The organism is Xanthomonas bonasiae (genome assembly GCF_017163705.1).
Classification (GTDB): Bacteria; Pseudomonadota; Gammaproteobacteria; order Xanthomonadales; family Xanthomonadaceae; genus Xanthomonas_A; species Xanthomonas_A bonasiae.
Genome location: NZ_JAFIWB010000003.1, coordinates 1 through 15704, shown reverse-complemented (window position 1 = coordinate 15704; position 15704 = coordinate 1). Strand labels below are relative to the sequence as shown.

Annotated in this window: 10 protein-coding genes and 1 tRNA gene; 5 read left to right on the top strand and 6 right to left on the bottom strand. The window is 69.6% G+C overall.

Annotation, left to right across the window (positions count from 1 at the left end; all coding sequences use genetic code 11):
• Positions 1 to 114 precede the first annotated feature (114 nt).
• From JR064_RS04670 to JR064_RS04650, 5 genes are all read right to left on the bottom strand, one after another.
• Positions 115 to 3183, bottom strand: coding sequence for an efflux RND transporter permease subunit (locus JR064_RS04670; RefSeq protein WP_179564836.1), 3069 nt, complete (start codon positions 3181 to 3183; stop codon positions 115 to 117).
• A complete protein-coding gene (locus tag JR064_RS04665; RefSeq protein ID WP_206228962.1) occupies positions 3180 to 4274 on the bottom strand; it encodes an efflux RND transporter periplasmic adaptor subunit in 1095 nt (364 codons plus the stop codon). The genes JR064_RS04670 and JR064_RS04665 overlap by 4 nt, the downstream gene beginning before the upstream one ends.
• Before the next feature lie 89 nt (positions 4275 to 4363).
• Positions 4364 to 5053 (bottom strand): TetR/AcrR family transcriptional regulator C-terminal domain-containing protein, encoded by a 690-nt coding sequence (locus tag JR064_RS04660; protein WP_206228961.1) that lies wholly within the window; start codon positions 5051 to 5053, stop codon positions 4364 to 4366.
• Between the two features lie 107 nt (positions 5054 to 5160).
• Positions 5161 to 6348: a sensor histidine kinase gene (locus tag JR064_RS04655; protein ID WP_206228960.1), complete on the bottom strand. Its 1188-nt coding sequence runs from the start codon at positions 6346 to 6348 to the stop codon at positions 5161 to 5163.
• Positions 6345 to 7034, bottom strand: a complete 690-nt coding sequence (locus tag JR064_RS04650; RefSeq protein WP_206228959.1) for a response regulator — start codon at positions 7032 to 7034, stop codon at positions 6345 to 6347. Before JR064_RS04650 ends, JR064_RS04655 begins: the two co-directional genes overlap by 4 nt.
• A gap of 113 nt (positions 7035 to 7147) precedes the next feature.
• On the opposite strand from JR064_RS04650, the gene JR064_RS04645 reads away from it, so the two are divergent.
• The 5 genes from JR064_RS04645 to JR064_RS04625 are packed head-to-tail and all read left to right on the top strand — an operon-like array spanning position 7148 to position 15531.
• Positions 7148 to 8605 (top strand): efflux transporter outer membrane subunit, encoded by a 1458-nt coding sequence (locus tag JR064_RS04645; protein WP_206228958.1) that lies wholly within the window; start codon positions 7148 to 7150, stop codon positions 8603 to 8605.
• Positions 8606 to 8630: 25 nt separating this feature from the next.
• Positions 8631 to 9434: a MipA/OmpV family protein gene (locus tag JR064_RS04640; RefSeq protein WP_241092861.1), complete on the top strand. Its 804-nt coding sequence runs from the start codon at positions 8631 to 8633 to the stop codon at positions 9432 to 9434.
• 12 nt (positions 9435 to 9446) lie between these two features.
• Positions 9447 to 10568, top strand: a complete 1122-nt coding sequence (locus JR064_RS04635) for an efflux RND transporter periplasmic adaptor subunit (protein WP_206228956.1) — start codon at positions 9447 to 9449, stop codon at positions 10566 to 10568.
• The gene (locus JR064_RS04630; RefSeq protein WP_206228955.1) at positions 10565 to 13654 is read left to right on the top strand and encodes an efflux RND transporter permease subunit; all 3090 of its coding nucleotides are present in this window, start codon (positions 10565 to 10567) and stop codon (positions 13652 to 13654) included. The genes JR064_RS04635 and JR064_RS04630 overlap by 4 nt, the downstream gene beginning before the upstream one ends.
• Positions 13651 to 15531, top strand: a complete 1881-nt coding sequence (locus JR064_RS04625) for a lipase family alpha/beta hydrolase (RefSeq protein ID WP_241092860.1) — start codon at positions 13651 to 13653, stop codon at positions 15529 to 15531. Before JR064_RS04630 ends, JR064_RS04625 begins: the two co-directional genes overlap by 4 nt.
• A 97-nt stretch (positions 15532 to 15628) precedes the next feature.
• Here the strand turns inward: JR064_RS04625 and JR064_RS04620 are convergent.
• Positions 15629 to 15704: transfer RNA gene (locus JR064_RS04620), tRNA-Glu, on the bottom strand.

The window sequence follows — 15704 nt, the reverse complement described above, 5'->3', positions numbered from 1 at the left end:
ACAACTTTACCGCCAAATCCGCCACGATCGGGCCGCCGTCGACGCCCGCGTCGCGCACCGCCGTTGCGGCCACACGAGCACGCGCGCACGTCGCGCGCACCTGGGCAGCCTTGCTCAACCGGCAGCCGAATGCGACGACCGGTGGCGGAAGCGCCGCGACATCCACTCGCCGAGATCGTCGACCAGGGTGAACGCGGCCGGGATCACGATCAGGCTCAGCAGCGTGGACGTGATCAGGCCGCCGATCACCGCGATCGCCATCGGCGCGCGGAAGCTGGAATCGCCGGAGAAGCCCAGCGCAATCGGCATCATGCCGGCGCCCATCGCCAGGGTGGTCATGACGATGGGCTGGGCGCGCTTGCGGCAGGCGTCGATCAGTGCGTCGTGCTGGCTCATGCCGTGCTCGTCCTCGGCCATCACCGCGTAGTCCACCAGCAGGATGGAATTCTTGGTGGCGATGCCGATCAGCATCAGCAAGCCGATCAGCGCCGGCAGCGAGAGCATGTTCTGGGTCAGCAGCAAGGCCCCGAACGCGCCGCCGGCGCACAGCGGTACCGCGACCAGGATGGTGATCGGCATCAGCGCATGGTTGAACAGCAGCAACAGCACCATGTAGATGCAGACCAGGCCGGCGGCCATCGCCAGCATGAAGCCGACGAACAGTTCCACGAACACTTCGGCATCGCCGGTGTTGAGGAAGCTCACCCCCGGCGGCAGTTGCTTCACGCTGGGCAGCTGCTGCACCTGTTCCATCACCTCGCCCAGCGGCCGGCCGTTGAGTTCGGCGGTGAGCGTGACGTTGCGCTGGCGCTGGTAGCGCGAGATCTGCGACGGGCCGCTGCCCATGCGGATCTCCGCCACCGCGGCCAGCGGCACCGGCCCATAGCGGCCCGGCACGCGCAACTGGCCGATCAGGGCCGGGTTGGCGAGGGTGGATTCGGCGAAGCCGACCCGGATCGGGACCTGGCGGTCGGGCAGGTTGAGCTTGGCCAGGCGCTGCTCGTAATCGCCGGCGGTGGCGATGCGCGCGGCCTCGGCGATGGTGGCCGTGGCCACGCCCATGTCCGCGGCCCGCGCGGGATCGGGGACGATCTGGATCTCCGGCCGCAGCAGCGACGCGGTGGAGGTGACGCTGCCCAGTCCGGAGATGCCGCGCAGGTCGCGCTCCAGGGCGGTGGAGGCGTCCTGCAGGTGCTGCGGGTCGTCGCCGGCCAGGACCAGCTGCAACAGATTGCCCGGTTCCGAGCTCACGTAGCTCACGCGCACGCCGGGCATGTCCGCCAGGCGCGCGCGCGCCTCGCGCTCGAGCACGCGCTGGTCGCGCTCGCGGTGGTCGGCAACGCCCCAGTCCAGCACCAGCGTGGCCTTGCGCGCCTCGCCCACGCCGGTGGCGTTCGGATCGCCGAGGTCGAGCACGCTGCCGACCGCGGTGTAGACCTGCTTCAGTTCGGGAATGTCCTTGAGCAACGCGCGCGCGCGCTCGGCGACGGCGACGGTTTCCTGCAGCCGGGTACCGGGCGGCAGTTCCAGGTTCAAATTGCTGCGTCCCAGGTCCGATTGCGGGATGAAGGTGGCCGGGATCAGCGGCACCAGCGCCAGCGAGGCGGCGAACAGGCCGGTGGCGATCCACAAGGTGCGCGCACGATGGCGCAACGCCGCGTCGACCCAGCCCAGGTACCAGCGCATCAGCCGCGAATCGGCCTGCTCTTCGCCATGTGGCTTGAGCAGGTAGGCGGCCATCATCGGCGTCAGCAGGCGCGCCACCAGCAGCGAGAACAGCACCGCGGTGGCCGCGGTCCAGCCGAATTCGCGGAAGAACTTGCCGGCGATGCCGGGCATGAACGCCACCGGCACGAACACCGCGGCCAGGGTCAGCGAGGTGGCGATCACCGCGTTGCCGATCTCGCCGGCGGCGTCGCGCGCCGCTTGCAACGGCGGTTTGCCCATGCGCAGATGGCGCACGATGTTCTCGATTTCCACGATGGCGTCGTCGACCAGGATGCCGACCACCACCGACAGCGCCAGCAAGGTGATCATGTTCAGGGTGAAGCCGAACAGGTGCATCACCGCGAAGGTCGGAATGATCGACAGCGGCAGCGCCAGCGCGGAGACCCAGGTCGCGCGCCAGTTGCGCAGGAACAGCCACACCACCAGCAGCGCCAGCGCGGCGCCTTCGTAGAGCATGGTCATCGACGATTCGTAGGAGCGGTGGGTCTCGTCGATGGCGGTGGTGACCAGGCGGAAGTCGATCCCCGGGTGCGCGGCCTTGATGGCGTCCAGCGCCTTGTGCACGCCCGCCTCCACCTCGACCTCGCTGGAGCCGCGGGTGCGCGACATCGAGAAGGCGACCACGTCGCGCCCGTCCAGCAAGGCGGCTTCGCTGGGATCGGCGGCGGCATCGGTGATCCGCGCCAGCGTGGACAAGCGCGCCGCGCGCCCGTCGGGCAGGCTGATCGAGAAATCGCGCAGGGCCTGCGCGTCGCCCACGGTGCCCAGGGTGCGGATGGTCTGCTGCGCGCCGCCGAGTTCGGCCTTGCCCCCTGCCCGCTCCACCTGGATCTGCGCCAGCTGCTTGGACACGTCGCCGGCGGTGATGCCGAAGGCGAGCAAGGCGTTGGGGTCCAGGTCCACCCGCACCTGGCGCTGCACGCCGCCCACCCGGGTGACCCGGGCCACGCCCGGGACGCCGTACATGGCGCGCGCGATCTCGCGATCGACGAACCAGCTGGCCTCGTCGGGCGTCATCCGCGGCGCCACCAGCGCATAGGTCATCAGCGAGCCGCCGATGTCGACCTTGGAGATCACCGGTTCCTGGATGTCCTGCGGCAGGTCGGTGCGGATGCGCGTCACCGCATCGCGGGTGTCGTCCAGCGCCGTGGCCAGGTCGGCCTCGAGCTGGAATTCGATGGTGGTGGTGCTGACGCCTTCGCTGACGGTGGACATCACCCGCTTGACGTTGGTCACCGTGGCCACGGAATCCTCGATCTTGCGCGTGACCTCGGCCTCCAGCTGGCTGGGCGAGGCGCCCGGCTGGGTGACCGTGACCGTGGTCATCGGAAAGGCGATGTCCGGGAAGCGCGCCACCGGCAATTGGTGGAAGCCCCACAGGCCGGCCACGCACAGCACGAAGAAGACCAGGATCGCAGGCAGCGGGCGGTTGATCGCCCAGGCGGAGATATTCATCGCGCGGCCGCCTTCGCCTCGGCCACCACGCGCACGCGGTCGCCCTCGCCCAGGAAACCGGCGCCGTCCACCACCACCCGGTCGCCTTCCTTCAAGCCTTCCACGATCTCGGTACGCCCCTGCACGGTCTGCCCGCTGTGCACGCGCAGGCGTTGCACGTGCTGCCTGGCATCCACGGTGAACACGTAGCTGTGCCCGTCGCGTTGCACGATCGCGGCGCTGGGAATGGTCAGCGCCCGGCCATCGCCGGTGACGATGCGTCCTTCCACGTAGATGCCCTGCTTGAGCGGGCCGGGCGCGGGCAGATCCGCATAGATGGTGCCGGTGCGCGTCTGCGCGTCCACGCCGGGGCTGACCGCGCGAATGCGGCCGGCGATGGTCTGCCCGGCATACGGCAGTTCGACGCTGTTGCCGACGGCCACGCCGGCAAGCTGCGCCTCGGACAGTTCCGCGCGCCATTCCAGCCGGCCATCGCGGATCAAGCGCAGCAGTTCGTTGCCCGCCGCGACCACCTGCCCCGCCTGCACCAGCCGTTTGGAGATCACGCCGTCGGCGGGCGCGCGCAATTGCGCGAAGTCGCGCTGCAGTTGCGCCGCCTGGCGCCTGGCGCGGGCGGTGGCGGTCTGCGCCTCGGCGTCCACGCGCGTGGCGCGCAGTTCGTCCAGGCTGCTGGCGCTGACCAGCCGCTCGGCCGCCAGCTTCGCGCCGCGTTCGTAGTTGAGCCGCGCCAGCTCCTGCGCGGTCTGCGCCTGGTGCAGCGCGGCGTCCGCCTGCGCCAGCTCGCTGTCCAGCGTGCGGTGGTCCAGTTCCAGCAGCACCTGGTCCTGCTTGACCCATTCGCCCACGTCCACCTTCAACGCCGTCACCCGCTGGCCCGACAGTTCGACCCCGAGCTGCATTTCCTCGTAGGCCGAGACCGGGCCGGACACGACCACCGTGCGTGCCAGCGTCTGCGTCTGCGCGGCCGCCACGGTGACCGCAAGCGCGGACGCAGCGCCCGCCTCATCGGCCTTCTTGTCCGTGCCGCCGCAGGCCGACAGCAGCACGCCGATCAGGATCAGGGAAGCACAACGCAGAATCTGGATACGCATGGAGGACGCCTGTAGCCCACAGTGGAAGGGCGCTGGAAGAGTGGACGCTGGCGATGGCTGGCGGGAGGGGAAGCGGGACGCGATGGCGGTCATGGCGCAACGGCGGCCCGTGCCTGGGCAGGGAGGTCGCCGTGCTGGCCGGGTTGCGCGTCGGCCTGGGCCAGCCAGTGTTCGATGCCGTCCAGCATCAATCCCAGGCCCTGTTCGAAGCGCCGATCGAAATCCGGCTCGGTCAGCAGATGCCTGGCCTGCCAGCAGTAGGGAAAGCGCGCCTGGGACAACGCCAGGAACGCCTTGCCCACGTCCTCGAGGTGGCGATAGTCGGGCATTGCCTGTTCCTCGATGACGAAGCCCATGACGTAATAGGCCAGGTCCATCGCCGCAGTGGCGGCGAAGCCGACCGGCGCACCGGCCTCGGCCAGTGCCTTGATCATGGCTTCGCCCAGGCGCAGCACGTTATCGCTTGCGATGTAGGTGCCCGCATAGACGCGCGCGCCGTCGCGGTGCGCCTTCAATCCGAGCCGGAATTCATGCGCGACCTGGCGCAGGGTCGCCCGCCAGGGTTGGCCGGCCGGGATGTCGCGGGCCACGTCCTCGATCAAGGCATCGGCCATGGCATCGATCAGCGCCTGCTTGCTCTTGAAGTGCCAATACAGCGACGGCGCGCGGATGCCCAACTGGCAGGCCACCTTGCGCAGGCTCACGCCTTCGATGCCGGCTGCGTCCAGGAGTTGGAAGGCCGCGTCGACGATCTGTTCGCGCCCGAGGGTCTTGCGCATGCCTAGCCTAACGCTGTTAGTTGGCGAAATCTAACAGTGTTAGGGGACACGAACAAGGGCTGCTGCAGCACGGCACGACCGCAGTGTCCGGGGTTGCCGAGTCGGATTTACGCCACTCGCGGCAATCGCACCCGCGCGCACAAGCCGCCGCCGTCGCGGTTGCCGAATTCCAGCGCGCCGCCGTGGGCATGGCAGATCGCCGCGGCGATGGACAGGCCCAGGCCGCTGCCGCCCGAGTGCCGGGCACGCGAATCCTCGGCGCGCCAGAAGCGATCGACCATCCGCGGCAACAGTTCCGGCGTCACGCCCGGGCCGCGGTCGCAGACGCAGATCAGCATGTCGTTGGCGCCGGCGCTCACTTCGATCAGCAGATGCTTGCCGGCCGCGGCATAGCGCAGCGCGTTGTCGATCAGCACCGACAGCACCTGGCCGATGCGGTCGCGGTCGGCGCTGATCGACACGCCGCCCGGCACGCGCACCTCCACCTCCATCTGCGCCGCCTGCAGCGGCTGCGCCAGCCAGGCCAGGCGCTCGCGGATCAGCACGTCGAGCGGAAAGGTGTGCGGCTCCAGCATCAGCTGATTGGCCCGCGCCATCGACAGCAGATGCAGGTCGCCGACCAGGCGATTGATCTGCTCCAGCTGGCGATGGACCATCTGCAGCTGTTCGTCGCTGCACGGGAAGACCTGGTCCAGCATGCCCTGCACCCGGCCCATCGCCGCGTTCAACGGCGTGCGCAGTTCGTGCGCCAGCATCGCGCTGGAATCGCGCACCTCGCGCTCGTACTGCTGCAGCTGCGCGGTCATGCCGTTGAAGTCCATCGCGAAGCTGGCCAGTTCGTCCGGCGCCGAGGGGATCACCTTGGCGCGCGCGGAAAAGTCGCCCTCGCTGATGCGCCGGGCGGCCTCGGCCACATTGGAGAACTGGCGCGACAACGGCCGCGACGCGAGCAACCCGCACACCACGATGACCGGAATCGACGCGATGACCAGCACCGCCAGCAGCAGCCAGTCGCGGCTGGCCAAGCCAGGCAGGAAATCGGCGACGTCGTAGTAGCGTGCGAACAGCTGCCACAGGCGCTGCTCGTTGCTGTGCGGATCCTCGCGCAGTTCCATCATCTCCTGGCGCGCCGCCGGCGGCATCTGGCGCAGGGTCAGGATGTCCCAGATCGCGAAGCGCAGCCACATGCCGAACACGATCGCCAGGATGGCGACCACCGCCAGCGCGCTCATGCGCAGGCCCGCCCATCGCCACAGCGGCGTGTGTGCCTTGCGCCGGGCGAACGGCCATTTCATCGGAAGCGATAGCCGATCGCGCGCACTGTCACCAGCACATCGGTGATGCGCTCGCTCTCCAGCTTCTTGCGCAGGTTGTGCACGTGAGCGTCCACCACCCGCTCCAGCGCGTCGCTTTCCGGCAGGCAGATTTCCAGCAGTTCGCTGCGCGTATAGGCCTTGAACGGCGTCTTCAGCAAGGTGGCCAGGATGTTGAATTCGGTCGGGGTCAGGTCCAGCGGTACGTCGTGGCCGTCGGCATCCTGCACCGTGGCCAGCACCGCGTTGGTGTCGACGGTGAGCCGCTCGTACTTCAGCGGTTCCTCGCTCGTCCTGGCCGGCCCGGCGCGGCGCAGCACCGCGTACACGCGCGCGACCACCTCCTTCGGGCTGTAGGGCTTGACCACGTAGTCGTCGGCGCCGTAGCGCAGCGCGCCGAGCTTCTCCGGCTCGTCGCCCATCGCGGTCACCATGATCACCGGCGTGTCGCCGCTGCGGCGGATCGTCGACAGCACTTCGGTGCCGCTCAGCCTGGGCAGCATCACGTCCAGCAGGACCAGGTCCGGTTTCCACTGCGCATGCAGCTGGATCGCGCGCGCGCCGTCGCCGGCGATGGCGACGTCGAATCCGTCGCGGCGCAGATACGCCTCGAGGATGCTGGCGCTGTCGGCGTCGTCCTCGACGACAAGAATCTTCTTGGAACTCATGCCCTGTGCCGCCCTGGTCGCGCGTCTTGACGGAATCTTGAAGATTCCTAGAAGCCAGCTTGAACTTGCCGGCCGACTCTATCACTCGAGATTGGCCACCCCGACTGACCCCCATGATTGTATCGCCCGCAGGCAAGCGTCCGTACCGCCCTCGCCTCCTCGTCGCCGCGCTGGCGGTGCTGCTCGGCGGCTGCTCGCTGGCGCCGGTCTACCAGCGCCCGCAGGCCGCCGTGCCGAGCACGCTGGGCGGCGCAGCGGCGGCACCGCTGCCGCAGGCGAGCGCGGCGCCCGCGGTCGCGCTGTCGGAGCAGGAACGGCGGTTCCTGCGCGCATTCTCGCCGGCCCACGACCTCGCGCCGCTGGTGCAGCAGGCGCTGGCGCACAATCCGGACTTCCGCAACACCGTCCTGCAAGTGCAGCAGGCCCGCGCGCAATACCGGATCGAGCGGTCGCAGCAGCTGCCGCAGCTCGGCATCGATGCGCAGCAGGCCCGGCAGAGCTACGACGATCCGCGGCAGCAGGAGCGTTACGGGCAGAAGCTGGTCACCGCCGCGGTCGGCGTCGACGATTTCGAACTGGATCTGTTCGGCAAGCTGGCCGCGTTGTCCGCTGCCGCGCAGCAGCGCTATCTGGCGTCCAGCGCCGGCCAGCAGGCCGCGCGCGGCGCGCTGGTCGCCGAGGTGTTGCGCACCTACACGCTGGAACGCGCCGCCGCCCAGGCGCAGGCGCGTTTCCAGGCCATCGCCGACGACAGCAACGCGCTGTTGGCAGTCGCCGACGACCAGCACGATGTCGGGCTGATCTCCACCGACGCGCTCGACCGCCAGCGCCATCAGACCGACCAGGCCCAAGTCCGCGCGATGCAGGCGGCCAGCGACCACGCCGCCGCGCGCCGCGCGCTGCAACTGGTCGCCGGCTACGACGCACCGGCCAGCGCCGGCGATCTCGAGGACGTGCTGCCGACCGACGCGGGCAGCATGGCGCTGCGCGACCTGGACTCGGCGGTCTTGCTGCAGCGTCCGGACATCCAGCAGGCCGAAGCCGAGTTGCGCGCGCGCAATGCCGACATCGGCGCCGCGCGCGCCGCATTCTTCCCGTCGATCAAGCTCAGCACCTCGCTGGGAACCGCCAGCGATGTGCTCAGCGGCCTGTTCGCCGCCGGCAGCCGCACCTGGAGTTTCGTTCCGCAACTGACCATGCCGATCTTCGACTTCGGCCGCAACCGCGCCAACCTGGACATCGCGCAGCTGCGCAAGCAGGCCGGCGTCGCCGACTACGAGAAGGCGATCGAATCGGCGTTCCGCGAAGTGGCCGATGCGCTCGATGCCGGCCCTGCCCTGCAGCAACGCGAACAGCGCGAGCGGGCCAACCGCGATCGCGAACGGCAACGCATCCAACGCATGCAGCGCCGCGTCGCGCAGGGCCTGCAGGATCGCCCCGCGCTGCTCGGCGAACGCATCGCCGCCGAGCAGGCCGCCCTGGATCACCTGCAGGCCCGCCAGGACCTGATCCTCAACCGTATCGCGCTGTTCCGCGCGTTCTATGGCGTGCAACTGCCGCACGCCTCCTGATCCCTCCACGTCGAAGAGAACGTCCATGAAAATGATCGCCTTGTTCCCGCTCCTGGCCTGCGCCGTATCGCCGCTGGTGGCCAACGCCGCCGATGCGGACGCATCCGGCTTCCGCCTGTTCGGCCACCAGACCGAACTCAGCCTCGGCGCCGCCGCAGTGGCGGCGCCGCGCTACTTCGGCTCCAGGGACGACCGCGTGCAATTCGCCCCGGTGCTGGCGGCACAGAGCGGCCTGCTGTTCTTCGACAGCGTGCGCGGCCTCGGCGCGCAATTCCAGAGCGAGGGCGGCTTCTACGTCAGCCAGTCGTTCGGCTACGACCTGGGCCGGCTGGACCGCAACAGCAGCTGGCGCCCGGGCTCCAGAACCCTGGCCGGCATGGGCGACGTGCCCGGTTCGATCACCAGCCGCACCATGATCGCGCAGCAGTTCACCTCGTATCTGATGCTGGATGCCGAAGCCGAATTCGCCCTGAAGGACGGTGCGCGCCGCAACAACTATCGCGCCGGGGCCAAGTTCACCCTGCTGCAGAACGACCGCGACACGCTGACCATGAACCTGGACGCGCACTGGGGCGACCGCCGCTACAACCAGGCCTATTTCGGGGTCACCGATGCGCAGAGCGCGCGTAGCGGGTTTGCCGCCTACAGCGCCGGCTCCGGCCTGTACGCCTATTCGGTCGGCGCCAACTGGGACCACGCGCTGTCCAAGCACTGGAGCACCTCGCTGACGGTCGCCGGCACGCGCTATGTCGACAACGCCGACGGCAGCCCGATCGTGCAGCGCCGCGCCTTCGCCAGCGCCATCGGCGCCGTGACCTACACCTTCTGACCCGCCCATAGAATGCCCATGAAACCGAGTCTTGCGATGTTTCTCTGCGTCTGCGTGCCGCTGGCGGCAGTGGCGTTGACCGCCTGCAGCCGCGACCCGACGCCGCCTGCGGAAGCCCCGCGCGCGGTGAAGCTGGAGGCCGTCGGCAGCAGCGGCGGCGCCGACGATCGCCTCGTGGCCCAGGTGCGCCAGGAGCAGCGCGCCGAACTGGGCTTCGAAGGCGGCGGCCGCATCGCCTCGGTCGCGGTGGATGTCGGCGACAGCGTGCGCCAGGGCCAGGTCCTGGCGCGGCTGGATCCGGAACCGAACCGCCTGCGTGCCGAGCAGGCCGAGGCCAACGTGCGTATCGCGGCGGCGGATCTGCAACAGCAGCAGACCCAGCTCGCCCAGCAGCAGGCCATGTTCGAGGACGGCGCCGCATCCGCGGCCACCTTGACCGCCGCCAAGACCGCCTTCGCCAGCGCGCAGGCGCGCGTGCGCAGCGCGCAGTCGGACCTGGCGCTGGCGCGCCGCGGCCTGCGCCAGGTCGAGCTGCGTGCGCCGTTCGACGGCAGCGTGGTGGCGCGGCTGCAGCAGCCCGACGCCAACGTGGCAGCGGGCCAGCCGGTGCTGCAACTGGAAGGCCGCGGGCGTGCGCAGGTGACGGTCGCGCTGCCCTCGGCATTGGCAGCGACGCTGCATCCCGGCCAGGCGGCGACGGCGTATCGGGCCGGCGCGCCCGAGCAGGCGCTGCCGCTGCGGCTGCGCAGCGTGTCCGATCGCCTCGACGGCGGCGCCACCGTGCAGGCGCTGTTCGAAAGTACCGCGGACCCCGCCGCTGGCTTGCGCAGCGGCGAGAACCTGCTCCTGGCCCTGCCCCACGCCGAAACGCAGCCATTGAGCGTCCCGCTCAGCGCGCTGGTGCCGAGCATGGGCAATGGCAAGCCGATGGTGTTCGTCTACCAGGACAGCAACGCCAGCGTGCGCCGGCGCCAGATCGTGACCGGGAATGCCGAAGGCGACCGCGTGCAGGTCCGCCAGGGACTGCGCGCCGGCGAACGCATCGTCGCCGCCGGCGCGGCCTTCCTCAGCGACGGACAGACCGTCGTCCCCTTCCATCCCGCTACGCGCCTGACCGGCACCGCCTCGCCATGAACCTGACCCGCGCCACCCTCGCTTCCAGCCGCTTCGCGCTGTTCACCGCCGCGCTGATCCTGATCGGCGGCATCGTCACCTTCCTGGGTTTTCCGTCGCAGGAGGAACCCAGCGTCACTGTCCGCGATGCGGTGGTGCAGGTCGCGTTTCCCGGCATGCCCAGCGAGCGCTTCGAGAACCTGATCGCGCGCCCGCTCGAGGAACACCTGCGCGAACTGACCGGCATCAAGAAGATCGTCACCACCGTGCGGCCCGGCAGCGCGATCGTACAGCTGACCGCGCGCGACGACGTCGCCGATCTGCCCGCACTGTGGCAACGGGTGCGCACCAAGGCGGCCGATGCCAGCGCCGAGTTGCCGCCGGGCACGCAGGGGCCGTTCGTCGACGACGATTTCGGCCGTGTCGCGATCGCCTCGATCGCGGTGACCGCGCCCGGCTTCGCCACCAGCGAGATGCGCGCGCCGCTGCGGCAGATGCGCGAACAGCTGTACACCGTGCCCGGGGTGGAACGCGTCAGCTTCCACGGACTGCGCGAGGACCGCATCTACGTCGCCTTCGAGCGGACCCGGCTCAGCGAGGCCGGCCTGACCCCGAGTGCCGTGGCGCAACAGCTGCGCACCCAGAACGTGGTCGCCAGCGGCGGCCAGATCGCCGCGTCCGGGCTGGCGATGACCGTCACCACCTCCGGCGAAATCCGCACCCTGGACGAGCTGCGCAATACGCCGATCTCGGTTTCCGGCGCCGATGGCGCGCGCCAGATCCCGCTGTCGCAGCTGGCGCGCATCGCGCTGATGCCGGCCGATCCGCCGGAGAGCGCCGCGATCTACCAGGGCCAACCGGCCGTCGTGGTGGCGGTGTCGATGGCGCCCGGCTACAACATCGCGCAAGTCGGCCAGGCGCTGCGGCAGAAGCTCGGCGAGACCGCGCGGATGCTGCCGGTCGGCTTTTCCCAGCACGTGGTCACCTTCCAGGCCGACGTGGTCGAACGCGAAATGGGCAAGATGCATCACGTCATGGGCGAGACCGTGCTCATCGTGATGGCGGTGGTGATGCTGTTCCTGGGCTGGCGCACCGGCCTGATCGTCGGCGCGATCGTGCCGCTGACCATCCTCGGCACGCTGATCGTGATGCGGGCGCTGGACGTGGAACTGCAGACCGTCTCCATCGCCGCGATCATCCTGGCGCTCGGGCTGCTGGTGGACAACGGCATCGTCATCGCCGAGGACATCGAGCGCCGCCTGGCCGCCGGCGAGGAACGCCGGCAGGCCTGCGAAGCCGCCGGGCGCACGCTGGCGCTGCCGTTGCTGACCTCCTCGCTGGTCATCGTGCTCGCGTTCTCGCCGTTCTTCTTCGGCCAGACCAGCACCAACGAGTACATGCGTTCGCTGGCGATCGTGCTGGCGGTGACCCTGCTCGGCTCGTGGCTGCTCAGCGTCACCGTGACCCCGCTGCTGTGCATGTACTTCGCGCGCGCGCACCGCAGCGCGCATGCCGAAGGTGCCGATGGCGCCGACCACTACGATTCCAGGCTGTACCGCGGCTACCGGCGCATCATCGAAACCCTGCTCCGGCACAAGGCGCTGTTCCTGGGCAGCATGCTGCTGTTGCTGGCGGTGGCGGCCACCATCCTGGGCTCGATTCCCTACAGCTTCCTGCCCAAGTCCGATCGCCTGCAGTTCCAGATGCCGGTGACCCTGCAGCCGGGCAGCGATTCGCGCGAAACCCTGCGCACCGTGCAATCGATCAGCCGCTGGCTGGCCGATCGCAAGCGCAATCCCGAGATCGTGGACAGCATCGGCTACGTCGCCGACGGCGGACCGCGCATCGTGCTCGGCCTGAATCCGCCGCAGGCCGCGGCCAACATCGCCTACTTCACCGTCAGCGTGCGCCCCGGCACCGACCTCGACGCGGTCATCGCGCGCGTCCGCCAGCACATCTGCCAGGGCTATCCCGCCGTGCGCGCCGAGCCCAAGCGCTTCTCGATGGGCTCGACCGAATCCGGCGTGGCGATCTATCGGGTGGTCGGCTCGGACGAAGCGCAGTTGCGCCGCATCGCCGCCGGGATCGCCCAGGCGCTGCGCCAGCTGCCGGGCACGATCGATGTCAGCGACGACTGGGAGATCCGCATTCCCCGCTACGAGGTCCGCGTCGACCAGGTCAAGGCGCGCCGCGCCGGGGTCGGCAGCGACGACATCGCCCAGGCCCTGCAACTGCGCTACAGCGGCATCGACGCCTCGGTGATCCGCGACGACAGCGTCAACGTCCCGATCGTGCTGCGCGGCGGCGCCGACGAACGCGTCGCGACCAGCGATCCGGGCAGCACCCTGCTCTATCCGGCGTCCGGCGCCGCCGCCGTGCCGCTGTCGGCGATCGCCGAGATCGCCCTGTCCTCCGAGCCGTCGGCGATCCAGCGCCGCAACCTGAGCCGCGCCATCACCGTCACCGGGCACAACCCGAGCATGACCACCGACGAAGTGGTGACCGCGCTGGCCGGCAAGGTCGCCGCGCTGCGCCTGCCGCCGGGCTACCGCATCGAGATGGGCGGGGAACTGGAGGATTCGGCCGAGGCCAACCAGGCCTTGCTGCAGTACATGCCGCATGCGCTGGGCGCGATCCTGCTGTTGTTCATCTGGCAATTCAACTCGTTCCGCAAGCTGTTCATCGTCGTCGCCAGCGTTCCGTTCGTGCTGATCGGCGCGGCGCTGGCGCTGCTCGTCACCGGCTACCCGTTCGGCTTCATGGCCACCTTCGGCCTGCTCGCGCTGGCCGGCATCATCGTCAACAACGCGGTATTGCTGCTGGAGCGCATCGATGCCGAACTGGCCGACGGCCTGGACCGGCACGACGCGGTGGTCGCGGCCGCGGTCAAGCGCCTGCGCCCGATCGTGATGACCAAGCTGACCTGCATCGTCGGCCTGGTCCCGCTGATGCTGTTCGCCGGCCCGCTGTGGACCGGCATGGCGATCACCATGATCGGCGGGCTGGCGCTGGGCACGCTGGTCACGCTGGGCGTGATCCCGGTGCTGTACGACCTGCTGTTCTCGCTGCGCACCGGCCGCAGCGCACTGCGGACGGCCGCGGCATGATCGGCCAGCGCAGCCGCCGCCTGGCCTGGCGCATGTTCGCCGCGCTGTGCCTGGCGTCGGGCGCCAGCGGCTGCGCCATGGTCACACTGAAACCGGTGAGCGCGGCGGAGTACATCCAGGCCAGGCGCGGCGACCCGCTCGGCAACGGCCACCTCAGCATCCCGGCGATCGAGACGCTCGCGGTGATCGGCCTGAGCGAAAGCGCATGCAGCACCCGAACCCGGCAATGCGCCGAGCAGTTGCTCGACAACGACGGCGTGGTCCAGGAACGCAAGCTGGCGGCCGTCGCCGAGCTGTGGCTGCAGGCCTCGCTGCGGTTGGCCAAGCGCCAGCCGCGCAGCGAGGCGGCACTGAGCGCCTGGCTGGAGACCGCGCGTTATGCCTATGCCTACCTGTTCTTCAGCGAGCGCGCGCCTGGCGAGCGCACCTTCGAGGACCGCCAGACCCAGGTCCGCGACTACTACAACTATGCGGTGCAACAGGCGGTGTCGGCGTTGTTCGTGCGCTTCCAGCAACAGGGCCAGCGGGCCGACAGCGCAGCCGAACTGTCGGCCCTGCCCGGCTGGAGGATCGCGCTGGACGTGAGCCGGTTGGGCGCCTTGCAGGACATGCCGATGCCCGATGCGATGTTGCCGGCGAGCGGCCTGCGCTTCACCGGGCTGCGCAGCGTCTACCGGCGCGACGGATTCGGCGCGGAGATGGTCGCGGTGTTGCCGGACGCGACGTCGCTGCGGAACGAGGCGAGCGAGTCGGACGCGACGAGCCCGGCCTACAGCGAAATGCCGACGCCGAGCCTGACCGTGCTGCTGCGCTTCGATGGCGACACGCTGGCCGAGGTGCTGGCCAGCCGCGCGGTGCGGGTGGAAGCCTACGATCCGTACCTGAGCGCCCGCGCCACGCTGGGCGGCTACGCGGTACCGCTGGCCGGCGACTTCAGTGCCGGCTACGGGGTGTGGATGGCGCGCTCGGGTTTCGCCGAGCAATCGCTGCGCACGCTGTTCGGCATGGCCCATGGCATCGACCGGCCGCACATCTTCCTGACCCAACCCTACGATCCCGACCGCCGGGTGCTGGTGCTGCTGCACGGCCTGGCCAGCAGTCCCGAGGCCTGGGTGAACCTGGCCAACGAACTGCTCGGCGACGAACAGCTGCGCGCCCGCTATCAGATCTGGCTGGTCTACTACCCGACCAACCTGCCGATCGCCTACAACCAGATGGAAATCCGCAACGGCCTGGAGCAGGCGCTGGACCATTTCGATCCGCAACGGCGCAGCGCCTCGGCGCACGACATGGTGCTGGTCGGGCACAGCATGGGCGGCGTGCTGGCACGCTTGATGGTGTCCTCCAGCGACGGCGACCGGCTCTGGCAGCGCCTGTTCGGCAACGCGACGCTCGCGCCGCAGGCGATGCGGACGCTGCGCGACACACTGTCGCCGATGCTGCATTTCGAGCCGATGCCGGCAGTCTCCGAGGCCATCTTCCTGGCCTCGCCGCATCGCGGCACCCCGTATGCCACCGGCATGCTCGGCAGCCTGGTGGGACGCCTGATCGGCCTGCCCGCGCGCGTTCTCGACCAGTTCAAGGACATCACCTGCGCCGGCCTGGTCGGCAAGCTGCCGACCAGCATGGACAACCTCGACGACCACGATGACTTCGTCGAAGCCGCGGCGCAGCTGAAGATCTCGCCGAAGGTGAGCTATCACTCGATCATCGCCCGCCGCGATCCGCGCGTGCCGCTGGCACAATCGGACGACGGCTTCGTGCCCTACTGGAGCGCGCACCTGGACGGTGCGGCGTCGGAAACCGTGATCGCCTCCGGCCACAGCGTGCAGGAAACCCCGCAGGCCATCCTGCAGATCCGCAAGCTGCTGCGCTGAACCGCAGCGGCGAGCGACAACGCCGCCGACCGGGTGCCGGCGGCGCGCGAAACGCAGACAAAAAAACACCCGGCAGTGCCGGGTGTCTTGGTGTAGATGGCGTCCCCACGGGGATTCGAACCCCGGTCGCCACCGTGAAAGGGTGATGTCCTAGGCCTCTAGACGATGGGGAC

Coding starts and splice junctions, on each gene's coding strand:
- JR064_RS04670 (WP_179564836.1), bottom strand. CDS start 3,183: ATGAATATCTCCGCCTGGGCGATCAACCGCCCGCTGCCTGCGATCCTG.
- JR064_RS04665 (WP_206228962.1), bottom strand. CDS start 4,274: ATGCGTATCCAGATTCTGCGTTGTGCTTCCCTGATCCTGATCGGCGTG.
- JR064_RS04660 (WP_206228961.1), bottom strand. CDS start 5,053: ATGCGCAAGACCCTCGGGCGCGAACAGATCGTCGACGCGGCCTTCCAA.
- JR064_RS04655 (WP_206228960.1), bottom strand. CDS start 6,348: ATGAAATGGCCGTTCGCCCGGCGCAAGGCACACACGCCGCTGTGGCGA.
- JR064_RS04650 (WP_206228959.1), bottom strand. CDS start 7,034: ATGAGTTCCAAGAAGATTCTTGTCGTCGAGGACGACGCCGACAGCGCC.
- JR064_RS04645 (WP_206228958.1), top strand. CDS start 7,148: ATGATTGTATCGCCCGCAGGCAAGCGTCCGTACCGCCCTCGCCTCCTC.
- JR064_RS04640 (WP_241092861.1), top strand. CDS start 8,631: ATGAAAATGATCGCCTTGTTCCCGCTCCTGGCCTGCGCCGTATCGCCG.
- JR064_RS04635 (WP_206228956.1), top strand. CDS start 9,447: ATGCCCATGAAACCGAGTCTTGCGATGTTTCTCTGCGTCTGCGTGCCG.
- JR064_RS04630 (WP_206228955.1), top strand. CDS start 10,565: ATGAACCTGACCCGCGCCACCCTCGCTTCCAGCCGCTTCGCGCTGTTC.
- JR064_RS04625 (WP_241092860.1), top strand. CDS start 13,651: ATGATCGGCCAGCGCAGCCGCCGCCTGGCCTGGCGCATGTTCGCCGCG.